This window comes from Streptomyces sp. NPDC006733 (assembly GCF_040636125.1).
Lineage (GTDB): Bacteria > Actinomycetota > Actinomycetes > Streptomycetales > Streptomycetaceae > Actinacidiphila.
In genome coordinates this window covers 239,497-255,056 of record NZ_JBEYJD010000005.1, presented here as the reverse complement: position 1 = coordinate 255,056, position 15,560 = coordinate 239,497, and the positions used below count along the sequence as shown (strand labels likewise).

Genomic DNA, 15,560 nt, shown 5'->3' with positions numbered 1-15,560 from the left:
CGGCCCGGCCCCTTCGCGTGCCGGTGTCAGCCGACGTTGTTGCCCCGGTCGGAGCCGCCGCCGTCGATCGGCGTCGCGGCGTCCGCCTTCGGCAGCGCCGGCGGGACGTAGTTCTTCATCGGCCCCTGGGCCGAGTCCGGCCTGACCGCCCCGAGGATCGGGTTGGCGGCGATCGGCGAGACCTTCACGTAGGCGCCGGGGCGCGGCGCCTGGATGACGAGGCCGTCGCCGATGTAGATGGCGACGTGCGTCGCGCCCGGGAAGTAGACGACGAGGTCGCCGGGGCGCAGCAGGCTCATCGGCACCTTGGGCAGCTGTGCCCACTGCTCCTGGCTGGTGCGCGGGATGGCCTTCCCGGCGTGCAGCCAGGCCTGCGAGGTGAGGCCCGAGCAGTCGTACGAGCCCGGTCCCTCGGCGCCCCAGATGTACGGCTTGCCGAGCTGCAGGAACGCGTAGCCGACCGCGCGGTTGCCCTCCTCGGAGGGCGTCCGGCTGCCGGTGCCGAGGGCCTTGGAGTCCAGGAAGTCGGTCTGGGCCTGGTTGATGCCCTGCTCCTCGAGCTTCTGCAGCTCGTCGAGCTGAACGCCCGTCAGTCCCGCGATGATCGTCTCGACGCGCTTGAGGTGCTCCTCGACCTGGGCCTTCGCGGCGCCCTGCTGCGTCTGCAGCAGCTGCGCCTGGCCCAGTGCGGCCTGGGCGCCGGCGTTCAGCACCGCGATCCGCGCCTCGCCGCCCTTCAGCTGCTCCAGGAGCTCGGCCTCGCTGCCCGCGGCCCGCTGCAGCAGGTGCTTCTGCGAGAAGAGGTCCTGCGGCTCGTCGGCGACCAGCAGGTTGAGGTACGGCGAGACCCCGCCGTCCTGGTACTGCCGGCGGGCGAGCATCCCGATCTGGTCGCGCGCCTCGGCGACCGCGACCCGCTGGTCGGCCAGCTGCTTGTCCAGCAGGGTGGCCGTGGCCTGCTGCTTGGTCGCGGCCTCCTTGGCCTTGTTGAAGGCCTCGGTGGCCTGCTCGGTCTGCAGGTACAGCGTCTGGAGCTGGGTCAGCAGCTGGACCAGGGGCTGTGACGGGGGGTCATGGGGCGCGGCGGCCGCCTGCTGGGCGGGGAGCGAGAGTGCCGCGGCCGCGAGGAGCGCACCGCATATCACCGCTCGGTGGATCCACCCACGGTTCCGTCGGGCCACTGACATCCCCTCACTTCCGGTCGCACAGCGGTGATCACCTGCTGCGTCAAGATCTTGTCATGGGTTGTCATATCTTCGACAGTGGGAATAGGCGATTCCGCTCAATCCGGTCACCCCTGCGGTACCCCCGCCACCTGCTCAGCCCATCGGCAGCGCCGTCACCGAGTTGCCGTTCTGAACGAACAGGACGCTACCCCGGGTGACGAGGCGTATGCCCGCGGCGGTTCCGCTTCCGCTTCCGGTTTCCGATCCACCGCTCCCGGTTCCACCACTCCCGGTTCCGCCGCTTCCGGTGGCGCCGGTCCCGCCCGCCGGTCCGGGGACCCGGTAGCTCCACAGCGCCTTGCGGGTGCGGACGTCGAACGCCGCGACGCACGGTCGGCCGCCGGCGGTGGGGGCGTGCAGCACCCCGCCGTGCACCACCGGTGCGCACAGCGTGCCCAGCGGGACGGCGGGGCCGCTCTCCCACAGCGGGGCGCCGGTGCGGGCGTCGAGGGCGAGCACGCCCGCCGCGGCCCCGGTGGCGTACAGGACGCCGCCGGCGACGGCCGGATCGCTGTACGTCCGGTCGCGGGGGGTGTGCCGCCAGGCGACGGTGCCGTCGGCGAGGGCGACCGCGGTGACCCCGCCGCCCGCCACGTAGGCGCGGCCGCCCGCGACCGCCGGGCGGCCGTTGCCGGTGCCCGGCAGGGCGCGCGTCCACCGCTGTTCGCCCGTCCGCCGGTCGAGCGCGGTCAGGGCGGCGCCGTCGCAGTACAGCAGCCGGTCGTCCGCAAGGACCGCGGCCGGCGCCTCGGAGGGGCTGTTCCCCGCGGTCGCGCGCCACCGTTCGCGGCGGTCCTTCAGGTCGTAGGCGAGCACCAGGGCGGCGTAGCCGTCGTCGAGCGGGCTGCCCTGTGACGCCGTCAGGTACAGGGTGCCGGCGTCGGAGGCCAGCAGCGCGTCCTGGGCGAAGCGCAGACCGGCCGCGGGCTCCAGGGTCCAGCGGACCCGGCCCTTCGCCGCCGGGTCGACCGCGCGCGGGGCGGCGGCGCCGACGGTGTAGGCCACGTCCGCGAGCAGGCCGTCGCCGGTGGGCAGCGGCGAGCCGTCGGGTTCGAAGCCGCCCGCGGTCCACAGCTGCCTGCCGGTGCGCGGGTCGAGGCCGACCAGGCCGTCGTACCCCTTGAGCACGAGCAGGGTGTCGCTCACCGCCACCGGCGCGACGTCCACCAGATCCGGGCCCCGGTACGTCCACAGCGGGGCCGGCGGGGTGCCGGGAGGGCGGGGGCCCTTGGTGCGGCGGGCCGGGGCCGTGGGGGAGGGGTCGGGCGCGGTGGCCCGGCCGGTCTTGCCGGGGCCCTCGCGGAGCCAGGCGATCCCGGCCGCGCTCGCCATCGCGGCCCCGCCGAAGGACACCGTCAGCAGCGCCCGGCGCGACATCCCGGCGGGCTGTTCCGACATGTGTGCGTGCCCCCCTCTGGCCTGGACCTGTCGAGGGAGAGTACGACCGCCCCCGGCCGGAAGCCAGCCCGGCCGGGGGCGGTGCGCGGTTGTGCGGTCGTGCCCGCGGGTGTTCTCAGCTTCCGAAGTACGACCGGAAGTTGTTGGAGAACTCCCAGTTGCCGAACTTGTCCCAGTTCACCGACCACGTCATCAGGCCGCGCAGCGCGGGCCAGGTGCCGTGGGTGGTGTAGCCGCCGCAGTTGGTCTTCTTGGTGAGGCAGTCCAGCGCCTTGTTCACCTCACCGGGAGCGGTGTAGCCGTTGCCCGCGTTGGTGCTCGCCGGCATGCCGATGGCGATCTGCGAGGGCGCCAGCGGCGGGAACATGTTGGCGGTGTTGCCCGCGACCGGGAAGCCGGTGAGCAGCATGTCGGTCATGGCGATGTGGAAGTCCGCGCCGCCCATCGAGTGGTACTGGTTGTCCAGCCCCATGATCGAACCCGAGTTGTAGTCCTGGACGTGCAGCAGGGTCAGGTCGCCGCGCATCGCGTAGATCACCGGCAGGTAGGCGCCCGCCCGCGGGTCCTGGCCGCCCCAGGGGCCCGAGCCGTAGTACTGGTAGCCGAGCTGCACGAAGAAGGTCTCCGGGGCCATCGTCAGCACGAAGCCGCTGCCGTACTTGGCCTTGAGGGTCTTCAGTGCGGAGATCAGGTTCACCACGACCGGCGTCGTCGGGTTCTTGAAGTCGGTGTCGCCGGTGTTCAGGGAGAGCGAGTGGCCCTCGAAGTCGATGTCGAGGCCGTTGAGCCCCCACTTGTCGATGATCGCGCTCACCGAGGAGACGAAGGTGTCGCGGGCCGCCGCGGTGGTCAGCTGCACCTGGCCGTTCTGGCCGCCGATGGAGATGACGACCTTCTTGCCCTGGGCCTGCTTGGCCTGGATGGCGGCCTTGAACTCGGCGTCGGTCTCGACGCCGGCGCACTCGGTCGCCGGGCAGCGGTTGAAGCGGATGTCGCCCGAGGTGACGGAGGTCGGCTCGCCGAAGGCCAGGTCGATGACGTTCCAGGTGCTGGGCACGTCGGCCATGCGCGTGTAGCCCGCGCCGTTGGCGAAGCTGGCGTGCAGGTAGCCGACCAGTGCGTGGGCGGGCAGCCCGCCGGAGGGCGGCGGGGTGGTGGGCGGCGTGGTCGGGGGAGTGGTCGGCGGCGTCGTGGGGGGCGTCGTCGGCGGGGTGGTGGGCGGCGTCGTCGAGGGTGTCGTGGGCGGGGTGGTGGGCGGGTTGGTCGGTCCGCCCGGTCCGCTCAGCGAGGCGTCGTCGGCGTAGTAGACGGGCTGGCCGTACCAGCCGTGCAGGTAGACCGTGGCGCTGGTCTGGCTCGCGCCGGTGGTGAAGTTGACGCTCAGCTGCTGGTAGGCGCCGCCGGTGCCCGGCGTCCAGGTGCTGGTGCCGCCGTCCACGCCGATGTACACGTACGAGCCCTTGACCTGCGCGGAGAAGGTGTACGCGGTGTTCGGCGCGACGGTGACCGTCTGCTTGCACTGGGCGGTGTCGCTCGCGCCGGGGGTGCCGGCGAGGGCGTAACCGCCGCTCTTGGCCTGCCCGGTGACGGCCTTGGCGGAGGCGTCGCAGGTCCAGCCGGACAGGGATCCGGTCTCGAAGCCGCCGTTGGCCAGGAACTCGCCGGCGGAGGCGGAGGGGGCGAGGGCGACGAGGCCGCCGAGGGTGGCGGCACACGCGAGGGTGGCCACGCCGGCGACGACGGATCTCGACCGGCCGCGGAAGGGGGATGTGAGCACGGGGGGATGCTCCTTCTGCTTCAAGGAGTGCGCACGACGCGGCGCGCCTGACATGGCGCAGCAAACAGGTCTGGACCAATCCTGTCAATGGTCTGAACCAACACCCGCGCGACGCCCGCCGGAGGCCGCGTCCCCACGCGGCCGTCATCTGCCGTTATGTCATCAATCCCCGGGCGGACGCGTCCCCTTGTTCCGCACGCTCCTCGACCACGGCCACTTCAGCCGGGTCTCCGGCACGGTCCCCTCGGGGTCGTACACGAAGACCCACCGGGTCTGCCGGGCCGCGCGCGGGCCGGGGCTCGGCTCGCGGTGGTACACGTGCACCACGGGCTTGCCCCCGTCGGCGTCCGGCACCGGCACGGTGTACACCTTCGGCGGCTGCCCGGTCGCCCCCACCAGGACGCCCATCAGGCGCCCGTCCAGTGGGCCGCCGACGAACTCCGTGTTCTCGCTTCTCACGCGCCCAGCATCCCACGGCCGTCGCGGTCGGGGAGCAGATGCGCGACGGCCTCGGCGATCGGGGCCAGCCGCTGGGCCAGTTCGCCGGCCGGGCTGTCCGGGGTCTCCAGGGCCAGCGCCGCCGCGGCGACCTCGGCGGTCTCCAGGTCGGTGGTCGCGGTGATCATCAGCAGGCCGGTGAGGTGGTCGACGAGCCAGCCGCGCAGCTCCGGCAGCGGCGGCTGCTTGCCCTCGTCCAGCCACGTCAGCGACACCGCCTCCACGGAGGCGATCCAGGAGCGGACCATCATCGCGAGCCGCGGGCCGGGGTCGGGCGCCCCCAGGTGCAGCAGCACCTGCTCGGCCGCGCTGCGCCGCACGCCGTCGACGATCGCGCCCGTCCGGCTGGTCTCCGCGACGCTGCCGCCGCGCAGCAGCGCGGAGTAGGCGGCGTCGTGCTCGTCGACGAAGGAGAGGTAGCGGTCCAGGGCGTGCGCCAGCCGCTGCGTCGGCGCCCCCTGGGACGGTTCGATGAAGCACTTCATCAGCTCGTCTGCGGCATTGTTCATCGCGGCCTCGTACAGCTGCTGCTTGCCACCGGGGAAGTAGCGGTAGACCAGCGGCCGCGACACCCCGGCGGCGGCCGCGACGTCGTCGACCGACACGTCCTCGGGGCGGTGGTGCCCGAAGAGGTCCACCGCCGCCGCGAGCAACTGCGTACGGCGTTGCTCGACGCTGAGTCGGCGGTATGCGGGCGCCGCGCTGCCGTTCATGGGCGCAGCCTAGCCGGTGGGGCCGGGCGCGGGCCCGGTGACGATCGCGCGCGAGCGCCGTTCAGGCCAGCAGGCCGGAGGCGCGCCACAGCCTGCGGCCGGGGCCGCGCAGCACGTCGATGTCCTCCAGGAACTCGACGAGCCGCTTGGCGGACTGCAGCATCACGTCCCGGCGGTGGCCGTTCGCCTTCACCTGCGCCAGCGCGGCGGCCGGGTCCAGCCCGACCGACGAGTAGACCCGCGGGCTGATCAGCGAGCCCGCCACGACCCGGGCGATCTCCCCGGACGTCAGCCGGGTCAGCTCGCGCTCCCAGCGCGGGGCCGTCGTCATCTGGCGGGTCAGCTCCTCGCGGGCGTACCGCACGTGCCGGGCCTCCTCGACCACGTGGATCCGCGTCACCCCGCGCACCAGCGGCTGGACGCGCTCGTCCGGGAAGGTCAGCCGCTGCATCCAGTCGAGGATCTCCTCGACGAGCAGCGTGCCGGTGAAGGCGCCGGGCGTGGTGGCGTACGTCTTGAGGATCCGGCCCAGGTGCAGGTTGAGCCTGCTGGGCCGGTAGACCGGGGTGGCGGACTTCTTGACCAGCCGGCCGAACATCATCGAGTGCCGGCACTCGTCGGCGACCTCGGTCAGCGCGTATCGGACGTGCTGGCTGGTCGGGTCGAGGGCGTAGATGTGCCGCGCGAGCAGCTGCATCAGGATCACCTCGAACCAGATGCCCATCGAGGCGATGCTCGCGCCCTCGTGCCGGCTCAGCGCGATGCGCTGCTCCTGCGACATCTGCTTCCACATCGGTGTGCCGTAGAGGGAGAGCAGCTCAGGGGGCCAGTACCACTTCCCGTCCTCGAACGGGGCGTCCCAGTCCAGCTCGGTGTCGGGGTCGAAGGAGTGCTTGGCGGAGGCCGCCAGCAACCGCTCCGCGACCTTCTCGCGTTCCGTGATCTTGGGCATGAGGGGGGCCATACGCTTATGAGACTGCTTGTCAGCAAGGACGTCAATCCCTCGCGCAGAACTTGTTGACCCGGCGGTAACCGGCGTGTGAGTCTGCCAACGACTGCACGGCCAACGACCGCACCCCGTAAGGACATCGGGCGAGTGACGAGGAGGCGTCAGTGTCGACGCACGAGCTGTACACGAATGCACCGGCCGAAGCGCTCTGGGAGGTCACGGCGAGCGGTGCCGCCCGCTTCTCCTGGGAGTACGACGACGGGCGCGACCGGCTGCTGGCCCTCTACCAGAAGGGCAAGGACAAGCAGTGGGACGCCGTCAGGAGGATCGACTGGGACCTGGAGGTCGATCCCTACGACCCCCTCGGCGTCCCCGACGAGGCGCTGACGATCTACGGGTCCCGCTACTGGGACACGATGAACGAGCAGAACAAGAAGGACCTGCGGCGGCACTACGCGTCCTGGCAGTTCAGCCAGTTCCTGCACGGCGAGCAGGGCGCGATGGTCTGCGCGGCCCGCATCGTCGAATCCGTTCCCGACCTGGACGCCAAGTTCTACTCGGCGACCCAGACGATGGACGAGGCGCGGCACGCGGAGATCTACGCGCGGTTCCTGCAGGAAAAGGTCGGGATGCTCTACCCGATCAACGACCAGCTGCAGGGACTGCTCGGCGACACGCTCCGCGATTCCCGCTGGGACATGCCCTACCTCGGAATGCAGGTCCTCATCGAAGGGCTCGCCCTCGCCGCCTTCGGAATGCTCCGCGACACCACGGACAAGCCGCTTCCCAAGCAGATCCTGGCCTACATCATGCAGGACGAGGCCCGGCACGTCGCCTTCGGGCGGATGGCGCTGCGTGACTACTACAAGCAGCTCAGCGACCACGAACTGAGGGAGCGCGAGGAATTCGTCATCGAGGGCTGCTATCTCATGCGCGACCGGCTGCGCGGGGTCGAGGTCCTGGAGAACTTCGGAATTCCGCGCAAGGACGCCGAGGAACTCAGCGAGAATTCCGAGTACCTCCACCTCTTCCGGCAGCTGCTCTTCAGCCGCATCGTGCCCTGCGTGAAGGACATCGGCCTGTGGGGACCCCGGCTGCAGAAGGCCTATGTGGACATGGGCGTCTTCGAGATGGGCGACTCCAACCTCGACCTGCTCATGGCCGAGGACGAGGAGATAGCCGAGAAGCTCGACGCCGAGCGCTTCGCCGCCGAGGAGTCCGCCCGTGTGGCGGAGGTCGCCGACGCGATCACCCTCGGCTCGGGAACGGAGACCGGCTGACCCGGCCCGCCCCGTAGAACCGGACCAGCGGAACCGGACCGCCTGATTCCCCCACGGACTTCCCTGGCGCGGCGAAAACACCCGCTCGGGAGTCGTACGCTTGCTCGATGCTTGAAGGACCGAGAGCGCGACGGCGCGTACGCATGGCGCTGGGGCTCGCACTGCTGACGACCCTCAGCGCCGCCTGTGGATCCGGCTCGAAGCCGTCGCCCGAGGTACTGGCGCCGGTCTCCGGCACGCCCACCGCGCAGGTGGACGGCACCCCGGAGGGCTCGGTGGCGCCCGAGGCGAAGGCCTCGGCGCCGCCGGGGACGATCACCCTCGCGTTCGGGGGCGACGTGCACTTCACCGAGCGCACCGAGCCCCGGCTGACCGGCGGGATGACGGAGCCGGCGATCGGGCCGCTCTCCAAGACCCTGGCGGCGGCCGACTTCTCCATGGTCAACCTGGAGACGGCGATCACCACCCGGGGCACCCCGCAGGCCAAGAAGTACCACTTCAGGACGCCGGCCACCGCGCTCGACGTGCTGAAGAAGTCCGGCGTGGACGCGGTCTCGATGGCGAACAACCACGCCGTCGACTACGGGGCGCAGGGGCTGACGGACACCCTGGCGGCGGTCGAGGACGCCCCGATCCCGGTCGTCGGCATCGGCGCGGACCAGGCCCAGGCCTACCGCCCGTACGTGAAGACGATCCGCGGGGTGCGGCTCGCCGTGCTCGCGGCCAGCCAGGTGCAGGACATCACCAACCAGAACTGGCGCGCCTCGGCCACCAAGCCGGGCATCGCCTCGGCGCTGGACCCGACCAAGCTGGTCGCGGCGGTCAAGGCGGCCAGGAAGCAGGCCGACGTCGTGGTCGTCTACCTGCACTGGGGCACCGAGGGGCAGTCCTGCCCCGGTCCCGAGCAGAAGTCCATCGCGGCCAAGCTGGCGGCGGCCGGCGCCACCGCCGTCGTCGGCACGCACGCGCACGTGATGCTGGGCTCCGGGATGATGCGGCAGACCTACGTCGCCTACGGGATGGGCAATCTGCTCTGGTACGGCACCTCGCCGTACCCGAACTCCAACGACACCGGCATCACCACCCTGACGGTCGCCAAGGGGAAAGTCACCGGCGAACGCTTCGCCCCGGGCTTTGTCGACCGGCGCGGTGTGCCCGTGCCCCAGGAGGGCGCGGCGGCCGAACGCATCAACGACCGCCGCGCCGGACTGCTCGGCTGCACCGGATTGAAAGCGGCGCCGAAGAAGTAGGAACCGCCGCGCCGCCACCGGCATCTATCACTGCAGAAATGCGGGGTTTGGCTGTGTGTTCAGTCCTGCCGTGCTGCGACGCGACGAGAGAAGGGGACTCGAACCCATGGCGCGACTCACCGCGAGCCAGCGGAACATAGCGATAACCGTGGCATCGGTCATCGCGCTGATAGCTGCGATAGCCGGTGCCGTCGCGGTGTCCGGCTACAACAAGGCGCAGGCGGACGCGAAGGAGTCCAAGCCGCGCGTGGACGCCAAGCCCGCCCGGCCGGTGCCGATCGAGATCGTGCACATGCCGGAGAGCGGCGGCAAGGCCGTCAACATCACCATCGACGACGGCCCCGACCCGACCTGGACGCCCCAGGTGCTCGAGGTGCTCAAGCGCAACGACGTGAAGGCCGTCTTCTGCGTGGTCGGCCCGCAGGCCAAGGCCCACCCCGAGCTCATCAAGGAGATCGTGGCGGCCGGGCACCGGCTCTGCGACCACTCGATGACGCACGACACGGGGATGGACAAGAAGTCCGAGGCGTACCAGAGCCAGGAGATCCTGGACGCGCAGCGGATGATCGAGCAGGCCTCGGGCGGCGTGAAGGTGCAGTACTGGCGGGCCCCGGGCGGTGCGTTCACCCCCTTCAACCGCAAGCTCGCGGCGGCGCACGGGATGCGGCCGCTCGGCTGGAACGTGGACTCCAAGGACTTCGAGAAGCCCGGCGTCCCCGCGATCGTGAACACCGTCAAGCACGAGGTGGCGGGCGGCCCGACCATCCTCTTCCACGACGGCGGCGGCAAGCGCGACCAGACGGTCGCGGCCCTGGAGAAGGTCCTGCCGTGGCTGAAGCAGCAGGGCTACACGTTCAGCTTCCCCAAGATCTACTAGGACCCGCCTCTCCCGTCGCCGCCGGTCAGCCCAGGACGGCCCGCATGACGTCCCGGGCGATGGGGGCCGCGCTGCCGCCGCCGGAGATGTCGGCACGGACGGCCTCGGCGTCCTCGACGACGACGGCCACCGCGACGGCCGGCCGGCCCCCGGCGGCCTTGGCGTAGGAGATGAACCAGGCGTACGGCATGCCCTTGTTGCCGACGCCGTGCTGGGCGGTGCCGGTCTTGCCGCCGACGGTGACGCCGGGGATGGCGGCGTTGGTGCCGGTGCCGTCGGTGACGACCGACTCCATCATCTGCTGGAGCCGCACGGCGGTCCGGTAGCCGACGGCCTGGTGCAGCAGGCGGCCGGAGGCGGCCGAGACCGTGACGCCGTGGGAGTTGGTGATCCGGTCCACCAGGTACGGGGACATCAGCTCGCCGTTGTTGACCACCGCCCCCGCGACCATCGCCATCTGCAGCGGGGTCGCGGTCGTGTCGAACTGGCCGATGGAGGACAGGGCGACCTGGTCGGGGCCCATCGTGGTGTCGAAGTTGCTCGGCGCGACGCTCGGCGGGATCCGCAGCCCGCGGTCGTTGAAGCCGAACGCCTGCGCCTGCCGGACCATGCCCCGCAGCCCGACGTCCACCCCGAGCTTCGCGAAGACCGTGTTGCACGAGACGGTGAACGCGAGGAGCAGGCCCGCGTCGGCGCACCCCTCCGCCTCGTTCTCCAGCCGGGTGGTGGTGCCGGGCAGCGTGTAGGGCTCGGGGGAGGTGGTCGGCGCTTCGGGGTCGGTGACCTTGCCGGACTCCAGCGCCGCGGCGGCGGTGACGACCTTGAACGCCGATCCCGGCGGGTACGTCTGGCGGATCGCCCGGTCCAGCATCGGCTGCTCGGGGTCGGCGCTGAGCCGGGCCCACTCGGCGCCGGCCGCCCGGCCGGTCCCCGCGATGCGCGAGGGGTCGTAGGAGGGCGTGGAGACCAGCGCCAGGATCCGGCCGGTGGCCGGGTCGAGCGCGGCGACCGCGCCCGTGCGGTCGCCGAGCCCGGCGAAGGCGGCCCGCTGGGCGGCGGGGTCGATCGTGGTGTGGACGTCGCCGCCCCGCTGCCGGGCGCGGGTGATCTCGTTCCACAGCGGGAGCGAGGCCAGCTGCGGGTCGGCACCGGACAGCACACCGTCCGCGGTGCCCTCCAGCAGCCTCGTGCCGTACACCTGCGACGCGAAGCCCGTGACGGGCGCGTACAGCGGCCCCTGGGCGTAGGTGCGCAGATACGTCAGCCGGTCGCTCGTCGCGCGCGAGCCGGTGACGGGCCGGCCCGCGACGAGGATGTCGCCGCGCGGCTGGTCCCAGCGGGCGATCAGGTTGCGCCGGTTGGCCGGGTCGGCGTTGTAGCCGTCGGCCTGGAAGACCTGGATCCGGCCGGCGTTCAGCAGCAGGGCGACGAGCAGGACCAGGGAGCAGGCGGCGGCCCGCCGGATGCAGCGGATCACGCGGCGCCCCCGCTCGCGCCATCGTCCGGCTGCGGGCGGCGCGCGCTGTCGCTGAGCCGGATCAGCAGCGCGACGATGATCCAGTTGGTGACGACGGACGACCCGCCCTGGGCGAGGAACGGCATCGCCATGCCGGTGAGCGGGATCAGGTCCATCACCCCGCCCGCGATCACGAAGACCTGCAGCGCCAGGATCGAGGCGAGGCCGATCGCCAGCAGCCGCCCGAACGGGTCGCGCAGCGTCAGCCCGGCCCGGTAGCCGCGGGCCACCAGCAGGGCGTAGAGCACCAGGAGCACGGTCAGCCCCGCCATGCCCAGCTCCTCGCCCACCGTGGAGAGGATGAAGTCGGACTTGGCGGCGAAGCCGATCAGGTACGAGTGGCCCTGGCCGAGCCCGGTGCCGAGCATGCCGCCGGCGCCGAAGGCGTACAGCGACTGGGCGAGCTGGTTGGGGCCCGCCCCCGCACGGACACTGGCGAACGGGTGCAGCCAGTCCTCCACCCGCGCGTGGACGTGCGGTTCGACCGCGCCGACCGCGAAGGCGCCGAGCGCCGACAGCAGCAGCCCCACCGCGATCCAGCCGGTCCGCCCGGTCGCCACGTACAGCATCACCACGAAGAGCCCGAAGAAGAGCAGCGAGGTGCCCAGGTCCCGCTCGGCGATCAGCAGGCCCACGCTGAGCAGCCAGACCGTCGCGATCGGGCCGAGCACCCGGCCGGTGGGCAGCTGCACCCTCCAGAACCTGCGCCCCGCGTACGCCAGGGCCTCGCGGCTGGTGGCGAGGTACGCGGCGAAGAACAGCGCGAGCAGGATCTTGGCGAACTCGCCGGGCTGGATGGAGAGGCCGGCGAACCGGATCCAGATCTTGGCGCCGTTGATCGCGGGGAAGGAGATCGGGACGACCATGAGGAGCAGGGCGGCGGCGCAGCAGACGTACGCGTAGCGCGACAGCACCCGGTGGTCGCGCAGCACCAGCACCACCACGACGCACAGCCCGATGCCCAGCGTCGACCAGACCAGCTGGGCCGGCGCCGCCTCGGGGCCGAGCACCGGCTCCAGGTCGAGGCGGTAGATGAAGACCAGCCCGACCCCGTTGAGCAGGACGGCGATCGGGAGCAGCAGCGGATCGGCGTAGGGGGCGCGGGCCCTGACCGCCGCGTGGGCGAGCAGCGCCAGGACGCCGAGTCCCGCCCCGTACCCCACCGCGTCGGGCGGCACGGCGCCGCTCGTGGCCAGCCCCACTTCCGCGTAGCCGTACACCGAGATGAGGACCGCACCGACCAGCAGCGAGAGCTCGACGCCGCGCCGCTTCGGGACCAGGACCAGGGGCGGCGGAGCGTCGGTGATCGTTGCGCTCATGGGCTGCAACGTAGCAAGCAACGGGGCAGATGTCCCTTATGTGACCCCTGGGGACCGCGCGCCCCGATGTCGGGGCCGGGACGTAGGCTGCGGGATGTGACACCACCCGAGGAGCTCGCCGACCTGCCCTTCGCCGACCTGCTGCACCCGCACGAAGGCGGCCTGGAGGCCGACGAGCGGTACGACACGGTGCACTTCGACCGCCTCGCGTTCGAGGACGGGAAGGCCTCCGGGGCGCACTTCCTGGAGTGCGCCATAACGGACTGCGGCTTCACCGGCACCCCGCTGCGCGGCGCCCGCTTCAACGACGTCTGGGCGCACGCCACCCGCTTCACCGGCACCGCGCTCGCCGAGTCCTCCTGGCTCGACACCGCCTTCACCGCCTGCGCCCTGGCAGGCATCGAGGCGTACGGCTCGGTGCTGCGCAGGGTCGTGTTCCGCCAGTGCAAGTTCGACTCGGTGAACCTGCGGGCCGCGACGCTGCACGACGTGGTCTTCGAGGACTGCGTGCTGCGCGACGTCGACCTCGGCGGCGCGAAGCTCACCGGGGTGACGTTCCCCGGCACCCGGCTGGAGCGCGTCCACCTCGGCCGCGCCACGCTGAAGAAGGTCGATCTGCGCGGCGCCACCACCCTCGAACTGGCCGACGGCCACGAAGCGCTCAAGGGGGCCCTCATCACCACCCTCCAGCTCTTCGAGCTGGCCCCGGCCCTCGCCCGGAACCTCGGCATCACCGTCAAGGACCGGTAGTCCACCCAGACCACCCAGACCACCCCGTCAGAGCACCCAAGGACAGTAGGAGACCCCTGTGAGCCTGTACGACATCCCGCTGCGCACCCTGTCCGGCGAGCCCACCTCGCTGGCCGACCAGCGCGGCAAGGCGCTGCTCGTCGTCAACGTCGCCTCCAAGTGCGGCCTCACGCCGCAGTACGAGGGACTGGAGCGGCTGCAGCAGCGGTACGCGGAGCGCGGCTTCACCGTGCTCGGTGTGCCCAGCAACCAGTTCGCCGGCCAGGAGCCCGGCAGCGCCGAGGAGATCCAGACCTTCTGCTCCACCAGCTACGGGGTGAGCTTCCCGCTGCTGGAGAAGGCCGACGTGAACGGGGAGGCGCGGCACCCGCTCTACGCCGAGCTGACGCAGGCGAAGGACGCCGAGGGCGAGGCCGGGGACGTCCAGTGGAACTTCGAGAAGTTCCTCGTCGGCCCGGACGGCGAGGTGGCCGGCCGGTTCCGTCCGCGCACCGAGCCCGAGGCCCCTGAGCTGGTCGAAGCCATCGAAGCCGTGCTCCCCGCCTGACGTCGCGGGGCCGCTGCCGGGTCGCCGCCGGGTCCCCTACGGGCGGGGCCACGCCATGGCGCGATCCGGCAGGTTGCATTTCATTGTCGGGGTGGGGGCTCTCCTGCTTTTCTCTTCTTACCGCCTCGGCGAGGAAGGGACAGCGGAGTGCAGGAGAGCGAATTCCGTACCGGGCATCTTTGCGTGGACACGGATCCTGCGCTGTGCCTCCCTTGCCAGGAGCGGTTGGATCGGCAACTCGCCTTGCTTCCCCGGGTATATGGCGAGTTGGAGGCTGCGCTCGTTCCGGCTGTGGACGGTGGCGACCGTGTCACCGCAGGTGGCCGGCCCGGCATCCCGCTGAACGGGCCGGCTGTCGATGCGCGCGCCGACATCCGAGGCACCCTCGCCTCCTGGGCCGATCTGATAGTCGAGGGCCGCACCGTCCGCCTCCCCCTGCGGACGGTGCCGGCCCTCGCCGCATTCCTACGACGCCACCTGTCCTGGCTGGCCGTCCACCCCGCGGCCGAGGACGCCGCGGCGGAGGTCGACGCACTGGTCCGCCGCTGCATGAAGATCGCCCGACCCCGGCTCGAGCGCCGCATCCCCGTCGGCCCCTGCATCGTGCAGTCCTGCCGGGGCCGCCTCACCGCCGTCGTCCGTGAACCCGGCTCCACGCTCCCCCCGGCTGTGGAGTGCGACACGGATCGCGCGCACATCTGGCCGCCGGAGCGCTGGCGCGCTCTGTACCGCGGCCGGGCCGGTGACGGAGTCCCTCCCGGGCTCAGCGCCCGGGAGATCTCCTCGGCCTGGCGGATCCCCGCGGGCACCGTCTACTGGCTCGCCAACGAGCACCAGTGGCGGCGCAAGCGCGACGGGCGGCAGGTCTTCTACGCCCAGGAGGACGTCCTGCAGACCCTGGGCCGCGACCGTCTCAGCACGGGTTGAGCGCCGCCGGCCGTCCCTCGTGAGAACGGCTGAAAAGTCGCGGTGCGGCCGTGGCCGGTTACCGCTTGCCTGGCTGGAAAGGCACCCTTGCGGCAGGCCGCGCCCAGCGGCAGCCGCGTCATCCCTGTCGGAAGAGACCCCTCCGGGCAGATTGGCTGAAAAACGCCGCTGTTCTGGCCGAAACACGACCGGACGCAGAAAACGCTGCACGGCCCGCGGCGTAGCCGCGAACCGTACAGCGCTGTGGGGGAGGGGGGAAGGTCTGTTGTCAGGCGGAAGCCGAGGCCGGAACCCACACGTTCGGCACTGCTGCGGGCACCCATACAGCCGGGCCGCTCTCCAGCGCGTGCTGCGACCCCGTGGAGGAGTCGTGCGACGCGGCCAGGGCGGTGCCACCGACTGCGGAAAGGGCGAGCACCAGGGCTGCGACCGCTGTGACCTTGGTCAGGTGCTGCATGCTCGACATCGTGATCCTTGTCTGGGAAGGCAGGAAGTTGCTCACGGGTTCGGGATGCCCTTGTAGCAATGCCAGG

15 protein-coding genes are annotated in these 15,560 nt (G+C 71.6%); 6 read left to right on the top strand and 9 right to left on the bottom strand.

What is annotated here, in order from left to right; all coding sequences use genetic code 11:
• Positions 1-26: 26 nt before the first annotated feature.
• The 6 genes from ABZ721_RS07420 to ABZ721_RS07395 form a co-directional block, all read right to left on the bottom strand.
• A complete protein-coding gene (locus ABZ721_RS07420) occupies positions 27-1,145 on the bottom strand; it encodes a C40 family peptidase (RefSeq protein ID WP_358787628.1) in 1,119 nt (372 codons plus the stop codon).
• A gap of 174 nt (positions 1,146-1,319) precedes the next feature.
• Positions 1,320-2,624, bottom strand: a complete 1,305-nt coding sequence (locus ABZ721_RS07415) for a PQQ-binding-like beta-propeller repeat protein (RefSeq protein ID WP_358787627.1) — start codon at positions 2,622-2,624, stop codon at positions 1,320-1,322.
• A 115-nt stretch (positions 2,625-2,739) separates the two neighbouring features.
• Positions 2,740-4,353 carry a glycosyl hydrolase family 18 protein gene (locus ABZ721_RS07410; protein ID WP_358787659.1) on the bottom strand — a complete coding sequence of 538 codons (1,614 nt, stop codon included), beginning with the start codon at positions 4,351-4,353 and terminating at the stop codon, positions 2,740-2,742.
• 210 nt (positions 4,354-4,563) lie between these two features.
• Positions 4,564-4,860, bottom strand: coding sequence for a hypothetical protein (locus tag ABZ721_RS07405; protein WP_358787626.1), 297 nt, complete (start codon positions 4,858-4,860; stop codon positions 4,564-4,566).
• Entirely contained in the window at positions 4,857-5,612 is a 756-nt protein-coding gene (locus tag ABZ721_RS07400; RefSeq protein ID WP_358787625.1) for a TetR/AcrR family transcriptional regulator, read from the bottom strand. Before ABZ721_RS07400 ends, ABZ721_RS07405 begins: the two co-directional genes overlap by 4 nt.
• Positions 5,613-5,673: 61 nt before the next feature.
• Complete coding sequence (locus ABZ721_RS07395; protein ID WP_358787624.1) at positions 5,674-6,564, bottom strand: diiron oxygenase; 891 nt, start codon at positions 6,562-6,564, stop codon at positions 5,674-5,676.
• A 161-nt stretch (positions 6,565-6,725) separates the two neighbouring features.
• Here ABZ721_RS07395 and ABZ721_RS07390 point away from each other — a divergent pair, with 161 nt between their 5' ends.
• The 3 genes from ABZ721_RS07390 to ABZ721_RS07380 all read left to right on the top strand — a co-directional run bounded on the left by ABZ721_RS07390 (position 6,726) and on the right by ABZ721_RS07380 (position 9,968).
• Positions 6,726-7,841: a ferritin-like domain-containing protein gene (locus tag ABZ721_RS07390; protein ID WP_358787623.1), complete on the top strand. Its 1,116-nt coding sequence runs from the start codon at positions 6,726-6,728 to the stop codon at positions 7,839-7,841.
• 107 nt (positions 7,842-7,948) lie between these two features.
• On the top strand, positions 7,949-9,091 hold the full coding sequence (locus tag ABZ721_RS07385) for a CapA family protein (RefSeq protein ID WP_358787622.1): 1,143 nt from the start codon (positions 7,949-7,951) through the stop codon (positions 9,089-9,091).
• A 148-nt stretch (positions 9,092-9,239) separates the two neighbouring features.
• Positions 9,240-9,968: a polysaccharide deacetylase family protein gene (locus ABZ721_RS07380; RefSeq protein ID WP_358787621.1), complete on the top strand. Its 729-nt coding sequence runs from the start codon at positions 9,240-9,242 to the stop codon at positions 9,966-9,968.
• 25 nt (positions 9,969-9,993) lie between these two features.
• Here the strand turns inward: ABZ721_RS07380 and ABZ721_RS07375 are convergent, their stop codons facing one another.
• Complete coding sequence (locus tag ABZ721_RS07375; RefSeq protein WP_358787620.1) at positions 9,994-11,445, bottom strand: penicillin-binding transpeptidase domain-containing protein; 1,452 nt, start codon at positions 11,443-11,445, stop codon at positions 9,994-9,996.
• Positions 11,442-12,803, bottom strand: a complete 1,362-nt coding sequence (locus tag ABZ721_RS07370) for an FtsW/RodA/SpoVE family cell cycle protein (RefSeq protein ID WP_358787619.1) — start codon at positions 12,801-12,803, stop codon at positions 11,442-11,444. The genes ABZ721_RS07375 and ABZ721_RS07370 overlap by 4 nt, the downstream gene beginning before the upstream one ends.
• 96 nt (positions 12,804-12,899) lie before the next feature.
• Between ABZ721_RS07370 and ABZ721_RS07365 the strand changes: the two genes are divergently transcribed.
• The 3 genes from ABZ721_RS07365 to ABZ721_RS07355 all read left to right on the top strand — a co-directional run bounded on the left by ABZ721_RS07365 (position 12,900) and on the right by ABZ721_RS07355 (position 15,027).
• Positions 12,900-13,553: a pentapeptide repeat-containing protein gene (locus ABZ721_RS07365; protein ID WP_358787618.1), complete on the top strand. Its 654-nt coding sequence runs from the start codon at positions 12,900-12,902 to the stop codon at positions 13,551-13,553.
• A gap of 58 nt (positions 13,554-13,611) precedes the next feature.
• A complete protein-coding gene (locus tag ABZ721_RS07360; protein WP_358787617.1) occupies positions 13,612-14,100 on the top strand; it encodes a glutathione peroxidase in 489 nt (162 codons plus the stop codon).
• A 291-nt stretch (positions 14,101-14,391) separates the two neighbouring features.
• Entirely contained in the window at positions 14,392-15,027 is a 636-nt protein-coding gene (locus ABZ721_RS07355; RefSeq protein ID WP_358787616.1) for a hypothetical protein, read from the top strand.
• A gap of 268 nt (positions 15,028-15,295) precedes the next feature.
• Here ABZ721_RS07355 and ABZ721_RS07350 read toward each other — a convergent pair whose 3' ends face one another.
• Complete coding sequence (locus ABZ721_RS07350; RefSeq protein WP_358787615.1) at positions 15,296-15,484, bottom strand: hypothetical protein; 189 nt, start codon at positions 15,482-15,484, stop codon at positions 15,296-15,298.
• Positions 15,485-15,560 lie beyond the last annotated feature (76 nt).